The 15,155-nt window shown below is 38.4% G+C and carries 13 protein-coding genes; all 13 read left to right on the top strand.

Annotated features, from left to right (window positions below; all coding sequences use genetic code 11):
* Window positions 1–113: 113 nt before the first annotated feature.
* The 13 genes from SAY88_RS07420 to recA all read left to right on the top strand — a co-directional run bounded on the left by SAY88_RS07420 (window position 114) and on the right by recA (window position 15,139).
* Window positions 114–2,459 (top strand): DNA translocase FtsK, encoded by a 2,346-nt coding sequence (locus SAY88_RS07420; protein ID WP_332630619.1) that lies wholly within the window; start codon window positions 114–116, stop codon window positions 2,457–2,459.
* A 34-nt stretch (window positions 2,460–2,493) separates the two neighbouring features.
* Complete coding sequence (locus SAY88_RS07415) at window positions 2,494–3,213, top strand: GntR family transcriptional regulator (protein WP_332630617.1); 720 nt, start codon at window positions 2,494–2,496, stop codon at window positions 3,211–3,213.
* Between the two features lie 202 nt (window positions 3,214–3,415).
* A complete protein-coding gene (locus tag SAY88_RS07410) occupies window positions 3,416–4,423 on the top strand; it encodes an LLM class flavin-dependent oxidoreductase (protein WP_332630616.1) in 1,008 nt (335 codons plus the stop codon).
* Window positions 4,424–4,609: 186 nt separating this feature from the next.
* The gene (yfmF, locus tag SAY88_RS07405; protein ID WP_332630733.1) at window positions 4,610–5,839 is read left to right on the top strand and encodes an EF-P 5-aminopentanol modification-associated protein YfmF; all 1,230 of its coding nucleotides are present in this window, start codon (window positions 4,610–4,612) and stop codon (window positions 5,837–5,839) included.
* Window positions 5,836–7,131: an EF-P 5-aminopentanol modification-associated protein YfmH gene (yfmH, locus tag SAY88_RS07400; protein ID WP_332630615.1), complete on the top strand. Its 1,296-nt coding sequence runs from the start codon at window positions 5,836–5,838 to the stop codon at window positions 7,129–7,131. The genes yfmF and yfmH overlap by 4 nt, the downstream gene beginning before the upstream one ends.
* A gap of 1 nt (window position 7,132) precedes the next feature.
* Window positions 7,133–7,861: an elongation factor P 5-aminopentanone reductase gene (gene ymfI / locus SAY88_RS07395; protein WP_332630613.1), complete on the top strand. Its 729-nt coding sequence runs from the start codon at window positions 7,133–7,135 to the stop codon at window positions 7,859–7,861.
* Between the two features lie 101 nt (window positions 7,862–7,962).
* Window positions 7,963–8,214 carry a DUF3243 domain-containing protein gene (locus SAY88_RS07390; protein WP_332630612.1) on the top strand — a complete coding sequence of 84 codons (252 nt, stop codon included), beginning with the start codon at window positions 7,963–7,965 and terminating at the stop codon, window positions 8,212–8,214.
* 259 nt (window positions 8,215–8,473) lie between these two features.
* Entirely contained in the window at window positions 8,474–9,247 is a 774-nt protein-coding gene (locus SAY88_RS07385) for a DUF3388 domain-containing protein (RefSeq protein WP_332630610.1), read from the top strand.
* A 10-nt stretch (window positions 9,248–9,257) separates the two neighbouring features.
* Window positions 9,258–10,151, top strand: coding sequence for a helix-turn-helix domain-containing protein (locus SAY88_RS07380; protein WP_332630608.1), 894 nt, complete (start codon window positions 9,258–9,260; stop codon window positions 10,149–10,151).
* 215 nt (window positions 10,152–10,366) lie between these two features.
* Window positions 10,367–10,945, top strand: coding sequence for a CDP-diacylglycerol--glycerol-3-phosphate 3-phosphatidyltransferase (gene pgsA / locus SAY88_RS07375; protein ID WP_332630607.1), 579 nt, complete (start codon window positions 10,367–10,369; stop codon window positions 10,943–10,945).
* 16 nt (window positions 10,946–10,961) lie between these two features.
* Window positions 10,962–12,215 carry a competence/damage-inducible protein A gene (locus SAY88_RS07370; protein ID WP_332630606.1) on the top strand — a complete coding sequence of 418 codons (1,254 nt, stop codon included), beginning with the start codon at window positions 10,962–10,964 and terminating at the stop codon, window positions 12,213–12,215.
* The gene (locus SAY88_RS07365) at window positions 12,212–13,822 is read left to right on the top strand and encodes a DEAD/DEAH box helicase (protein ID WP_332630605.1); all 1,611 of its coding nucleotides are present in this window, start codon (window positions 12,212–12,214) and stop codon (window positions 13,820–13,822) included. The genes SAY88_RS07370 and SAY88_RS07365 overlap by 4 nt, the downstream gene beginning before the upstream one ends.
* A 267-nt stretch (window positions 13,823–14,089) precedes the next feature.
* Complete coding sequence (gene recA, locus SAY88_RS07360) at window positions 14,090–15,139, top strand: recombinase RecA (RefSeq protein ID WP_332630604.1); 1,050 nt, start codon at window positions 14,090–14,092, stop codon at window positions 15,137–15,139.
* Window positions 15,140–15,155: the final 16 nt, after the last annotated feature.

Raw genomic sequence — 15,155 nt, 5'->3', positions numbered from 1 at the left:
TAGAGAGTGTTTGTATTATGCTATAATTAATTTCATCCAAGCATGGTCGAAGCAGCCAATATTGGCTGCTTCTTAATATTGTTGGCTATTTATAGCAGTAAAGGGTGAAATGTATGGCAAGGCGTAAGAAAAAAAGAAAAACCGAGTGGAAATCACAGCTTTCGTTTGAGTTAATCGGTCTCGGGCTATTAGTCATTGCCGTCGTTACATTTGCACGATTAGGAACCGTTGGAGAAACGTTTGTAAGACTTTTTCGTTTTTTCCTAGGTGAATGGTTTGTCGTGTTAGCAATAGGACTTTTAGTCGTTTCCCTCTATATTATGATCAAACGTCAAAAACCGAAAATTTGGTCGAGAAGATTATCAGGTATTTATGTTATTATTCTTTCATTTGTATTGTTTAGTCATGTTGGTCTTTTTCATCAGTTAAGTGGGAGAGAAGGGTTCGAAGATCAATCGGTTATTCGTAATACATGGAAATTATTTTGGATGGAAATGCAAGGGGAAACTCCTCCGTCTGATTTAGGCGGTGGCATGATTGGATCACTAGCATTTGCTGTAAGCCACTTTTTATTCGCAGAGATGGGTACATACTTTCTTTGTTTTGTTCTTTTTATAATTGGATTTATTTTAATGACAGGAAAATCTCTTTCCGAATTGTTAGGTAAAGTTTTTAGAAGTTTCTACTTATTTGTCGTTGACACATTTAGTAGTCTCTTTAGCGAGTTAAGGCAGTTACGTGAAAAAGCAACGGAACGAATTCAAGAAGAAAGAGAAGCGAAGCGAGAAAGGAAGAAGAAGGCACTTGAGGAGGAGAAAAACGAGAGACTAGCTACTAAAGAGTCAAATCAGGACGCGGTGCAAGAAGAAGAGTTAGAACCTGAGATTGTTGACTTTTCGCAAAAAGCTTACCGTGCACCGACTCAAGAGAAACAGAAAGGCCATGCTGTACCATCTGAAACAAAGCAGACAGATGGAGCTATAGAAGAAGACGTTCAAGTTTCACTTGTGACAGCTGAAGAAACAAATGAAGCTTATAAATTGCCTGATGTAGACATGTTGAAACTCCCGAATAACCCAAGCCAGACAAATGAAAAGAAACAATTAACAGCCAATGCTAGGAAATTGGAACAGACGCTTGAAAGTTTCGGAGTGAAAGCACGAGTATCAAAGGTACATTTAGGGCCAGCTGTAACGAAGTATGAAGTGAATCCAAATGTTGGGGTTAAAGTTAGCAAAATCGTTAATTTGGCAGATGATTTAGCCTTAGCACTTGCAGCCAAAGATATTAGAATAGAAGCGCCCATTCCAGGTAAGTCGGCAATTGGGATTGAAGTCCCAAATCATGAAGTAGCTATTGTTACATTAAGAGAAGTACTTGATTCACCAGAGTCAAGTAATGAGAAGAACGTTCTAGCTGTTGGACTGGGAAGAGATATTTCTGGGGAACCTGTTCTAGCTCATTTAAATAAGATGCCTCACCTCCTTGTCGCTGGGGCAACGGGAAGTGGAAAGAGTGTTTGTATTAATGGGATTATTACAAGCATTTTAATTAAAGCAAAACCACATGAAGTAAAGCTAATGATGATCGACCCAAAAATGGTAGAACTGACGGTTTATAATGGGATTCCTCATTTGTTAACTCCGGTTGTAACTGAACCGAAAAAAGCATCTCAAGCCTTGAAGAAGGTTGTTGCTGAAATGGAAAGACGCTATGATTTATTCTCACATAGTGGCACAAGAAATATTGAGGGGTATAATGATCTCGTAAATCGTCAAAATGAAGAAGGAGAGGCTAAGCAGCCATCTTTGCCTTACATTGTTGTCATTGTGGACGAGCTTGCTGATTTAATGATGGTAGCTTCTGGTGATGTCGAGGATTCTATTGCCAGACTTGCTCAAATGGCTCGTGCTGCTGGAATTCATATGATCATTGCAACTCAACGCCCTTCCGTTGATGTCATAACAGGGGTAATCAAAGCAAATATACCTTCACGAATTGCATTTGGTGTATCGTCTCAAACCGACTCCAGAACAATTTTGGATTCAGGTGGAGCAGAGAAGCTCCTTGGACGTGGGGATATGCTATATATGCCAGTAGGAGCAACGAAACCCAAAAGAATACAAGGTGCCTTTCTGTCAGATGGTGAGGTAGAGGAAATTGTTGATTTCGTCATCTCCCAACAAAAAGCACAATATCAAGAAGAAATGACACCTACTGAAGAACAAGTAGTAACGGAAGAAGTAGCTGATGAGCTATATAATGCAGCGGTGGATCTTGTAACTGAAATGAATACAGCTTCGGTGTCCATGCTCCAAAGAAGGTTCCGCATAGGTTATACAAGGGCGGCAAGACTAATAGACGAGATGGAAGTTCGAGGAATTGTTGGTCCATATGAAGGAAGCAAACCACGGGAAGTATTGATAGAGAAACCTAGAGAAGACGAGGCATCGTCATAAAATGAAAAGGGGATTCGTAGAAGGGGTTGAGAATGTGATTAGAGCAGACCACAGACCATTATATTTACAGGTGATTGATCGCTTAAAAGAAGATATAGAGAAGAATGTATATGATGAAGGCGAGAAGTTACCCTCAGAATTTGAACTTTCTAAATTGTTGGGAGTAAGTCGTGCTACGCTACGTGAAGCCTTACGATTATTAGAAGAAGAAGGGGTAGTCATTCGCAGACATGGTGTGGGGACGTTCGTTCATTCAAAACCTCTGTTTTCATCAGGAATCGAAGAATTAGATAGCGTTACAGATATGATTATAAAAGCGAAGATGAAACCTGGGACGATTTTTTTGTCTTCTGCTGTTCAAGAAGCAACCGATGATGATCGGAGAAAATTCTTAAATGATGATTTAACTGAAATGATGGAAATTGAGCGAGTGCGAACTGCTGATGATTCACCAGTTGTTTATTGTTTAGACAGAATTCCAAATGAACTTTTGAAAAACCATTCAATTCATGAAACGAAATCAATTTTTCGTTATTTGGAAGACCTAGGGAAAACAATTACATATGCGATCACGTATATTGAGCCAATTGGATATCACGAGCATGTGTCTGAAATATTAGAGTGTGAACCAGGTTCTTCGCTTTTGCTATTAAAGCAAATGCATTATGATCAATCAGAACAACCTTTGTTATATTCACTAAATTATTTTAGAGCAGATAAGTTTAAGTTTCATGTTGTGAGAAAAAGAAGTTAATAAAGAAATAGTCGGAGCTGCCAGTAGTAATAAGGCAGCTCCATTTTTAATTAGGAAGATTACAATTTTTAATTGCTAAAGAAATAAAAAATGATAGCCTTTTCAAAAAAGAGGTTGAGTTAGTAGACAGAAGAAGAAAAGAAGAAGATAATCAAAATGACAACATTTACATAAAGAAGATGGTTTTCGGGAGGGATTCATTTTGGTAAGGCTAAGTATTTTAGACCAATCACCGATAGCAGATGGAGTTGATGCACGTACGGCGGTTATGCAAACGGCTGAATTAGCGGTTAAAGCTGAACAATTAGGTTACCATCGTTTTTGGGTATCTGAACATCACGATGCAGGAAGAGTAGCCGGATCAACACCCGAAGTATTATTGGCCCATATAGGGGAGAAAACAAAAAAAATTCGGATTGGCTCAGGTGGCGTTATGCTTCCTCATTATAGTTCTTACAAGGTAGCAGAAAATTTCAAGATGCTTGAAGCTCTATATCCTAATCGAATTGATCTTGGATTGGGACGAGTAGCTGGGGGGAATCCGATTGCTACTATGGCCTTACAAGGGAGTTCAGTTGGGAATAGAGGTTCCTATCCTGAACAAATTGAAGATTTGAAAGGATATTTTACAAGCCTTTCAAGCGGTCATCGTTATTATGGGATAACAGCAACTCCAAATGTGGACACCATGCCACGACTTTGGTTGTTAGGTTCTAGTGAAGGTAGTGCACAAATTGCAGCTGAGAAGGGTACAGCCTTTACATTTGCTCACTTTATTAATGGAGATGGGGGAGAAGACGTCGTTAAGGCGTATCGAACCCAATTCCAACCTTCTGCCTTTTATGAAAAGCCAGAGGCTAATGTGGCTATTCATCTCATCTGTGCAGACACTGACGAGGAAGCAAATAATAGAGCTGCAAGTTTAGATTTATCTCTTCTTATGCTTCAAAAAGGCCAGCGCTCAATGGAAATTCCGACAATTGAATATGCCGAAAGCTATCCTTATACAGCACATGATTTAATGCAAATCAGAGAAAATCGTAAACGAATGATTGTTGGCGGTCCAGATAAAGTAAAAGAAGAAATCGAAGCATTAGCAAATAAATACGAAACGGATGAGGTTATGATTATCACAATTACTCATGATTATAGTCACCGGATTCGTTCGTTTGAATTGTTAGCCGAAATGTTTAATTTGGTAAAGAGTTAATTGTAAGTTTAGTTATATCTAATGAATGAATTGGAAAAAGTGATAGGTACTTAGCTTTATAAATAATCTGTGTAGTAAGAAGAAGACTCTAAGCATAACCTAAGCGTGATTGGTAAAAAGGAGATGATTGATTTGACTCAAATAGAGGAGCGTATTCATGAATTGAAAGGCTTAACCGTGCATTCCATGAACACGAATAAATATAAGACCAATTCACTAATTCTCATGTTGAAAGCACCACTAACGAAGGAAACAGTAGCAATGCGGGCATTGTTACCGCATATTTTGCAAAATGGCACATCAAAAAGTCCATCTAGGAAACAATTGCGTGAACGGTTAGACGATATGTACGGGGCAATGCTTGCAACGGATGTTCAAAAGAAAGGTGAAGAGCATGTCATTTCTATTCGTCTAGATGTTGCGAACGAACGCTATCTATCTGATACAACCCCATTATTTGACAACGCGATTTCATTACTTGCAGAGGTGATCTTTCAACCACAATTAGAAGATGGCAAGTTTGTTTCGTCGGTTGTAGAAAACGAAAAACGTTCACTTAAACAAAGAATACAATCGGTTTATGATGATAAAATGCGTTATGCAAATGTCAGGGTAACGGAAGAGATGTGTAAAGGTGAGCCATTTGCTCTTACAGCTTTTGGAACAGAGGAAGACGTAGATGCGATTACAGTTGACTCTATTTATAAGTATTATCAAGAAGTTCTAAAAAACAATCAGTTTGACCTCTATATGGTTGGAGCTATTGACGAAGAACAAGCTATGAGCAGTGTCGCTGAAAAGTTTAGTGCTTTGGTAGAACGTGACAAAAATACATTTGAGACAATAGCTAGTCCCGAAGTAAAAGAGATTAATGTCGTTAATGATGAACAAGATGTAAAACAAGGGAAGTTGCATATGGGCTTTCGAACTTATACAACATATGCTGACGATGACTATGTTGCTATGCAAGTATGTAACGGTCTCTATGGTGCCTTTTCTCATTCAAAACTTTTTATTAATGTGCGTGAAAAAGAAAGTTTGGCTTATTACGCTGCATCAAGATTTGAGAGTCACAAAGGGATTATGATGGTCATGTCGGGTATTGAGTTCGCTAAATATGAACGAGCTGTTGAAATTATAAAAGAACAATTTGAAGCGATGAAGCAAGGAGAGTTTACAGAGGCTGAAGTAGAACAAACGAAAGCAATGTTGAAAAATCAACTTCTTGAAACAGCGGATGTGGCTAGAGGGATTGTGGAATTGTCTTATCACCAAGTTGTGAGTGGAAAAAAACGTTCTATTGATGAATGGATGCAGCAAATTGATGAAGTGACGAAAGAAGATATTATTCGAATTGCACAAAAAGTAAAGCTTGATACGATCTATTTCTTAAAAGGCAAGGAGGAAAATCAATGAAGCCAGTTCAATTCCAACAAGTAGACGAAACTCTTTATCATGAAAAGCTAGATAACGGATTGGACGTCTATGTCTTGCCGAAAAAAGGTTTTAATAAAACGTTCGCAACGTTCACAACAAAATATGGTTCTATCGACCAAAAGTTTACCCCTTTAGGGAAAGAGGATGCCATAACAGTTCCAGATGGAATTGCGCACTTTCTTGAACATAAAATGTTTGAAGATGAAGAAGGAGATGTTTTCCAGGACTTTAGTAAGCAAGGTGCGTCGGCTAATGCTTTCACGAGTTTTACACGAACGGCTTACTTATTCTCGAGCACAAATAATGTAGAGAAAAACTTGGATACATTACTTAATTTTGTTCAGCATCCTTACTTCACAGAAGAAAGTGTTGAAAAGGAAAAAGGGATCATTAATCAAGAAATTACAATGTATGATGATAATCCAGATTGGCGAGCTTATTTTGGTGTGATTGAAAATATGTTCTACCATCATCCAGTAAAAATTGATATTGCTGGGACGATCGAATCGATTTCTAACATTACGAAAGATTTACTATACACATGCTATGAGACATTTTATCATCCGGCAAATATGCTCTTATTTGTAATTGGACCTGTTGATCCAGAGAAAATTATGGAACAAGTAAGAGAAAATCAATTGAAAAAGGAATTTGCTGCTCCTGAAGAAATTAAGCGTTTCTTTGAAGTAGAGCCTGATGTCGTGGCAAAAGAGAAAAGTGTAATAACGATGCCAGTACAAACTCCAAAGTGTTTAATGGGTTTTAAAGAAACTGGTGCCTCTCGTCAGGGGGATGACTTATTAAAGAGAGAACTTTCGTTAAATATATTACTTGATTTAATGTTTGGTCAAAGCTCTGATAATTATCAAACACTTTTTGATGAAGGATTGATTGATGATTCTTTTTCATTTGATCATTCGGCTGAAGAAGGCTTTGGATTCACAATTATTGGCGGAGATACAAAATATCCAGATAAATTGGCTAAGCGTATTAAACATATGATTGAAACGTTTAAACAATCCAACTTAACTGAAGATCAAGTTAATCGAGCAATTAAAAAGAAAATTGGATCATTTTTACGGTCGCTCAATTCCCCTGAGTATATTGCGAATCAATTTACACGTTATCAATTTAATGACATGAATTTATTTGAAGTTGTCCCGATGCTTGAAAGTATTACACCTAATGAACTAACTGAAGTTTTACAAGACCATTTTCAATTTGACCGTTTTACGGTTTGTCAGGTAAAAGCAGAGGAGTTTAAAGAATAACATGAAAGCTATGTTAATTACTGGAGCATCAGGAGGAATTGGCGCTCAAATTGCAAAAGAGCTGGCATCTCCTGATTGCTCTCTTTTTTTGCACTACAATGAAAACGAAAAATCGGTTCAGGAAACAGCTGCCAAATGTCTTGATCAAGGTGCAACGGTTCAGCTTATTCAGTCTGACTTATCTAAAGATGACGGAAATGAGCAATTGCTTGCCAGTATACCTAAAGACATTACGTTCCATACTATTGTTCATAATGCAGGTATGAGTCATTTTGGTTTGTTTACTGATGTAACAAATACTGATATTAGTGAGTTGATGAATGTTCATTTAGTTAATCCGATGAAAATTACAAGAAGTTTGTTACCAAAGATGATTCAAGCTCGTCAAGGGAAAATTATTGTAATCTCTTCCATTTGGGGATTAACAGGTGCATCGTGTGAAGTGGTGTATTCCGCAGCAAAAGGAGGAATAAATAGCTTTGTAAAAGGATTGGCAAAAGAAATAGCGCCTAGTCAAATTCAAGTGAATGCGATTGCGCCTGGGGCAATAGAAACAGAAATGCTTAAAAAGAATGGGCTCGAACATATGGATGAGCTTAAAGAAGACATCCCTGCACATGCTTTTGGAAAACCGGCTGATATTGCTCATGCTGTGTCTTTTTTAAGTTCCCACAAGTCAAATTACATAAATGGCCAAATTATTTCCATTAATGGGGCATGGTATTGTTAAGACAAATGTTCTCCTCCATAAAAAACAATTTGAAAGATGAATATTCTAATTAGAATGAGAAAAAATACTACTGAAGTACATTTTCAAGGAGGGGTCTTAATATGTCTGTACTTGACAACTGGGAACAATGGAAAGATTTTTTAGGTAGCCGTTTAAACCAAGCTCAATCTGAAGGGATGAGTCAAAATGTTGTGTCTGATGTTGCTTATCAAGTTGGTGAGTATTTGGCGCAACAAGTTGAGCCTAAAAATGAACAAGAGCGTGTTCTAGCTGAACTTTGGAAAGTAGCAGATGAGCAGGAGCAGCATGCCATTGCAAATATGATGGTAAAACTTGTTCAAAATGAAGGCTAGTTAATAATAGAACACTCTACGGACGCCGCATTTTGCGGCGTTTTTTCATCCGTCTGACAGGCTGATCTCGAATTGCTAGTACATAATGAATAAGCATATGATGCAAACTGAGAATAGAAACTTTATCCATAGAAGCTTTGTCAAGCGACAATTATTTCCGACAAAGTTCTTTCAATTATTATTAAAATCAATTATTATGATAGATGAGATCTCAAATTAGCCTCACATATGTCTCAATTAGTACAAAAGGGTGAAGCAAATGGGTTTAAAAGAATGGTACTTAGAATATCAAATACATAAAAACAGACCGGGACTTCTTGGTGATATTTCTTCTCTGCTTGGGATGTTGGAAATTAATATCGTAACGATAAATGGAGTAGACAACATGAGACGCGGTATGTTAATCCGTAGTTCATCGGACGATCAAGTAGCTAGGTTTAAAGCTATATTAGAAACGATCGAAGACATCTCAGTTATTAAAGTAAGAGAACCTAGGCTGCGCGATCGGCTTGCGATTCGTCATGGCCGTTACATTGAGCGTGATGCTGATGACAAGAAAACATTCCGTTTTATTCGCAATGAGCTTGGTCTCCTAGTTGATTTTATGGCTGAACAATTTAAACGTGAAGGACACTTTTTAGTCGGGATTCGTGGGATGCCACGTGTTGGTAAAACTGAATCGATTGTTGCAGCAAGTGTGTGTGCTAATAAAAGATGGTCTTTTATTTCATCTACACTATTAAGGCAAACTGTTCGGAGTCAATTGGCAGATGATGAAATGAGTGAAGACCATATTTTCATTATTGATGGAATTGTGACAACAATGAGATCAACGGAGAAGCATCGTACGCTTGTTAGTGATATCATGAGATTGCCTGCAGTTAAAGTAGTAGAGCATCCGGATATTTTTGTGCGTGAAACAGAATATGAATTGGAAGACTTTGATTGTATAATTGAGCTTAGAAATGATGAGGGAGAAGAGATTACATACGAGGTAGTAGAATCAGGATTTTCCTCTTTTGATATAAGTTAGAGGTAGGTAGGTGTTAGGATTGTCAGAATTAGGTCAGTATTTAAAGGAAGCGCGTGAAGAGAAACAAATTTCATTAGATGACCTTCAACGTACGACAAAAATTCAAAAGCGGTATTTGATTGCCATTGAAGAAGGTCGGTATGATACATTACCTGGGATTTTTTATGCTAGAGCATTTGTTAAGACATACGCCGAGGCAATCGGACTAGATCCGGATCCATTGTTTGATCAGTATCGTCATGAGCTTCCTAATCCGCAACGTGAAGCTGTTACACTTCCGTCACGTACAGAACGGAGTAAGCCATCGGTTGGGCCTAAGAAACGAGCTAAAAAAGGGTCGTTCTTATCCGCTTTGATTGCGGTGGTGTTTATTGGAATTATTGTAGTTGGAATTTGGTTAATGGCTCAAGGTGGAGGTACTGGAGATGATGGAGCGATTGCCCCAGATGACAGTGAGAATCTTGAAGCTGATTTTTCCGAAGAGGTAGGTACTGCTCCTGAAGAAGAGGAGGAGGAGACTGAAGTTGAGGAAATTCCAGAAGAAGAACCTGAAGAAGAAGAGTTAGAGCCTGAACCAGAATTGTCGATTACTTTTATTGAAAGCTCTGGAAATACTTCGTTTTTTGAATTAGAAAATGGCCAATTATCCGATGTTCGAATTGAAATTACTGGAGATCGATCATATATTGATGTTAAGAATGCTCTAGGGAAAACTTTTTACACTGGGACACCGACAGAAGGAGAAGTTATTACTCCTGAGGTAGATGGGGAAGAACGGGTTATCTTTAATTTCGGTGCTTCTCAGTTTGTTAAATTGTTTATTAATGATCAACAATTGGAGTTTCCTTTAGATATAACTCATCAAAAGATTGATATAACGGTTATAGCTGAAGAGTCAGAATAAGAGGATCTTTTCTCTACACTCATCCTTTTTCTAAAGGAGTAGTGTAGAGGGCACTAAAAGGGAAAATCACCTTTTTTAGTGCCCTCGTGTAGAAAAGGTCTTTTTTTTGTTTAGGAATAAGTTGGTTAGATTTATTAATTTATAGAAATTATGGTACAATGATTAATGGACTTTACTACATTAGCAATCACCGTTATATGAAGGAAGGGAATTTTGTGAATTTACCAAATAAAATAACGATCTCTCGGATATTTCTTATTCCATTATTTATGATTTTTTTCTTAGTACCTTTTTCAATTGGTGACATTCATCTTCTTGGCACGATCATCCCTCTTGCCCATTTTATTGGAGCGATCATTTTTATTATTGCTGCTGCAACGGATTGGCTGGACGGCTACTATGCTAGAAAGTACCAACTTGTGACAAACTTAGGGAAGTTTCTAGATCCGCTTGCTGATAAGCTATTAATCACAGCGGCTTTAATTGCGTTGGTTGAACTTCAGCTTTTACCAGCTTGGATCGCTATAGTCATTATTAGCCGAGAATTTGCAGTGACAGGTATTCGGTTAGTCGCTGCAGCTGATGGGGAGGTTATTGCAGCGAGCCAACTAGGTAAGTTAAAAACCGTGTCTCAAATTGTTGCGATCTCTGCACTTATGTTGCACAACTGGCCATTCCAAGCAATGTCATTACCTTTTGATATGATCGCGATTTATATAGCGACTTTTTTAACGATTGTGTCAGGAATTGAATATTTTCAAAAAAATCAACACATTCTCCTAAAAACAAAATAATAGGCGGGTAGATGCAATGAATGCTGAATTAATTTCTGTAGGATCAGAGTTATTACTTGGACAAATTGTTAATACTAATGCGGCCTTTCTATCTCAAGAATTAGCTCTTCTTGGCGTAAATGTTTTTTATCAAACAACAGTAGGGGATAATGGGAAAAGACTAACAGCCGCTTTAGAGTTAGCCAATTCCCGTTCAGATTTGGTTATTATTACAGGTGGCCTTGGTCCAACAAAGGACGATTTAACAAAGGAAACGGTCGCATCATTCGTGAGTAGAAAGCTTGTGCATCATGAGGAATCATTACATAATATTGAGTCTTATTTTCTGAAGAGAAATCGCCCTATGTCAGAAAATAATCGTAAGCAAGCGCTTGTAATTGAAGGAAGTCACGTACTGCTTAATTACCATGGAATGGCTCCAGGGATGATTGTTACTAATAATGACACGAAAATTGTCATGCTCCCGGGTCCGCCGCAAGAAATGAAGCCAATGTTTACTAATGAATTTGTACCTCAATTGGCAAAAATGATGGGGGAACAAACTTCTATTACATCACGAGTACTTCGGTTCTTCGGTATCGGTGAATCTCAATTAGAAACAGATTTATTAGATTTAATAGAAGCTCAAACAAATCCGACTATTGCTCCATTAGCTAATGAAGGAGAAGTGACGTTACGACTGACTGTTAAGCATGCGGACCCTACTGAGCAAAAAAGGCTTCTAGATGAAACTGAAGATCAGGTTACAAAGCGTGTCGGTCAATATTTATACGGCTATGGTGATACGTCACTTATGGAGCAGCTCTTTTTGCAATTACGAGAGAAACACTGTACGATATCTACAGCAGAAAGTTTTACAGGAGGTAAATTTTCCGGCATGTTGACTTCATTTTCGGGGTCTTCGGCTATTTACCGAGGTGGATTCGTTTCCTACGCGACAGACGTGAAGGAAAAGGTTTTAGGGGTGTCGAATGAAGTCATAAAAAAATATGGTGTGATCAGTCCTCAATGTGCTATTGAAATGGCTAAGCGTGCGAAGGAACAGTGCTTATCTGATATAGCAATTAGCTTCACAGGTGTAGCAGGTCCGTCTAAGCAAGAAGGGAAGGAACCTGGTACGATTTTTATTGGCGTTGCTGGACTTACCCCAGAGCCATTGTACTATGAGTTGAATTTAGCCGTAAATCGTAAGGCTGTTACAGATCGAGCTATTAAATATGGATGTTTTTATTTATTGAAAGAAATGAAAAGGTGGAATATGAAAGAATGACAACGTACTTTAATGATTTTCAGATTTCAGAACCGATAAAACGAGCAATTAAAGACATGGGCTTTGAAGAACCTTCTCCTATTCAAGCTAAAGCTATTCCTGTGATTTTGGAAGGTGGAGACGTAGTTGGTCAGGCGCAAACAGGAACAGGTAAGACGGCGGCGTTTGGAATCCCTGTTGTTGATAAGGTAACATCTGACCGTTATGTTCAAGCATTGATTTTGACACCGACGCGAGAATTAGCTATTCAAGTTTCAGGTGAACTTCAAAAGCTATCTGTCCATAAATCTATCCGTACTTTGCCAATTTATGGAGGCCAGTCAATCGGGCATCAAATTCGAGCTTTAAAGCAAGGTGTTCAAGTAGTCATTGGAACTCCAGGTCGAATACTCGATCACTTGCGTAGACAAACATTAAAGCTAGATCAAGTTCATACAATTGTGCTTGATGAAGCAGATGAAATGCTAGATATGGGATTTGTTGATGATATTGAATCGATTCTCCGCCAAGTAAATACAGACCGTCAAACACTGCTTTTCTCTGCGACGATGCCGCCGGCTATTAAAAAACTGTCTCGTAAGTATATGACGGCACCAAAAACCGTGACGATTAACAAAGGTGAAGTGACGGCACCATTAATTGACCAAATGTATTATAAAGTGTTAGAACGAAATAAAATTGAATCTCTTTGCCGCATTATTGATAGTGAAGAAATTGAATTAGGAATATTGTTTTGTCGAACAAAAAAAGGTGTTGCTGAATTAGCTGAAGCCCTTCAAGCTCGTGGATATTTAGCTGATGGCTTACATGGTGATTTAACTCAATCACAACGTGATGCAGTCATGAAGAAGTTTCGTGACTCTTCGATTGAATTTCTTATTGCAACAGATGTAGCGGCTCGTGGAATTGACGTTGATAATGTTACACATGTTATTAACTATGATATTCCACAAGACCCCGAGAGCTATGTTCATCGCATTGGTCGGACGGGACGTGCTGGTCGAAAAGGCTTAGCGCTTACTCTTGTTACACCGCGTGAGATGAAACACTTGCGTTCGATTGAACAAGAGATTAAAATGAGTATTCCTTCGCAAGATGTACCAACTATTGAAGAAGTAGTTGTAAAACAACAAGGTTCTTGGAAAAAGTTAATTTCCGATACAATCAACACTAGCGGAAAAGAGGCTGAATTGTTTGATCCACTCGTCGAAGAAGTCTTAGCAGAATTTTCAGCACGAGACGTCGTATCGGCACTATTAAAAATGAATTTTTCTCCAGCGTCATCCACAGATGAAACAGGTTATAGTTTTGGAGATACTGGTGCTGCTAAAGGCATGGTTCGCTTCTTTATTAATGTAGGTAGAAATGTAAATATGACGCCTAAGGTGTTAATTGAAGCGATCTCAGAGCTTGTTGGTATCCCTGGAAAATCTGTTGGGAAGATTGATATATTTGAAAACTTCACTTTTGTTGAAGTCCCTGAAGAAGCAGCTCCATTTGTATATGAAGCTCTTCGCTATTCGCGAATTAGCGGTGCACGAGTGAATTTAGAACCAGCTAAACCACGCCCTAAGCGCGAACCACGCCGCACTCCAACCCGTAGCTAACCGCAGAAAATGAGAAAGAGCATTCTATTAAGGGAGGGAATTGAAAAGGCGATTTATATCCTTTTTGTAACCTTCTTTAATGGACTCTTTCACTTTTTCCTTCTTGCTTTCCTCTGGCATGTTTTTCCTACTACCATTAACACGAATAAATGTTCGTAAAACTATTGGCAAAAGCGAAAAAAAAATGTATGATAGTAAAGAACGAAACATAGATTCGCTTTTCCAATTTTAAATACATTATTATTGATAATAGAGGAGAGATTCATAATGAGTGATCGTAAGGCTGCCCTTGATATGGCACTACGTCAAATCGAAAAACAATTTGGTAAAGGGTCAATTATGAAGCTTGGTGAACAAGCAGAGCAACGTGTATCAACCGTCTCAAGTGGCGCACTTGCACTTGATATTGCACTTGGAGTAGGTGGCTATCCTAAGGGGCGTGTCATTGAAGTTTACGGTCCAGAATCTTCAGGTAAGACAACTGTATCTTTACATGCGATTGCAGAAGTTCAGAGACAAGGTGGGCAAGCAGCCTTCATTGATGCAGAGCATGCGCTAGATCCAGTTTATGCTCAAAAATTAGGGGTTAACATTGATGAGTTATTGCTTTCACAGCCGGATACAGGAGAGCAAGCCTTAGAAATTGCTGAAGCTTTAGTACGTAGTGGCGCAGTTGATATGATTGTTATTGATAGTGTGGCTGCCCTTGTACCAAAAGCTGAGATTGAAGGAGATATGGGAGATAGTCATGTTGGTTTGCAAGCTCGTCTAATGTCACAAGCATTACGTAAGCTATCTGGAGCAATAAACAAATCGAAGACGATAGCGATTTTTATTAACCAAATTAGGGAAAAAGTGGGCGTAATGTTCGGGAACCCAGAGACGACTCCTGGTGGTCGAGCTTTGAAGTTCTATTCTTCCGTTCGTTTAGAAGTTCGTCGTGCGGAAACATTAAAGCAAGGCAATGATATGGTAGGGAACAAAACTAAGATTAAAATTGTAAAAAATAAAGTGGCCCCTCCATTTAAAGTAGCAGAAGTTGATATCATGTACGGTGAAGGTATTTCTCGTGAAGGTTCGATTTTAGATATTGCATCAGATCTAGATATCGTTCAAAAAAGTGGAGCATGGTACTCATTTAACGAGGAGCGTCTCGGTCAAGGGCGTGAAAATTCTAAGCAGTTCTTAAAAGAGAATTCGCACATTGCAGAACAAATTGAAACTCTCATTCGTGAGCATCATGGCTTAAATGGTGAAATAGAAGTGGCGGCAGCGACAGAAGAAGAGTTTGAAGAAGTTCCTTTTGATTTAAAATAATATTTGGACGAAGGGG

The sequence above is a fragment of the Halalkalibacter flavus genome (assembly GCF_036663575.1).
GTDB lineage: Bacteria > Bacillota > Bacilli > Bacillales > Bacillaceae_D > Halalkalibacter > Halalkalibacter flavus.
The sequence above is the reverse complement of the archived record's forward strand: the minus strand, read 5'-3'. Positions and strand labels throughout refer to the sequence as shown.

Bases quoted from the DNA above. Each gene is read 5' to 3' on its own strand.
- ymfI (WP_332630613.1), top strand. From the start codon at position 7,133: ATGAAAGCTATGTTAATTACTGGAGCATCAGGAGGAATTGGCGCTCAA.
- SAY88_RS07420 (WP_332630619.1), top strand. From the start codon at position 114: ATGGCAAGGCGTAAGAAAAAAAGAAAAACCGAGTGGAAATCACAGCTT.
- SAY88_RS07365 (WP_332630605.1), top strand. From the start codon at position 12,212: ATGACAACGTACTTTAATGATTTTCAGATTTCAGAACCGATAAAACGA.
- yfmF (WP_332630733.1), top strand. From the start codon at position 4,610: ATGAACACGAATAAATATAAGACCAATTCACTAATTCTCATGTTGAAA.
- SAY88_RS07370 (WP_332630606.1), top strand. From the start codon at position 10,962: ATGAATGCTGAATTAATTTCTGTAGGATCAGAGTTATTACTTGGACAA.
- yfmH (WP_332630615.1), top strand. From the start codon at position 5,836: ATGAAGCCAGTTCAATTCCAACAAGTAGACGAAACTCTTTATCATGAA.
- SAY88_RS07390 (WP_332630612.1), top strand. From the start codon at position 7,963: ATGTCTGTACTTGACAACTGGGAACAATGGAAAGATTTTTTAGGTAGC.
- recA (WP_332630604.1), top strand. From the start codon at position 14,090: ATGAGTGATCGTAAGGCTGCCCTTGATATGGCACTACGTCAAATCGAA.
- SAY88_RS07385 (WP_332630610.1), top strand. From the start codon at position 8,474: ATGGGTTTAAAAGAATGGTACTTAGAATATCAAATACATAAAAACAGA.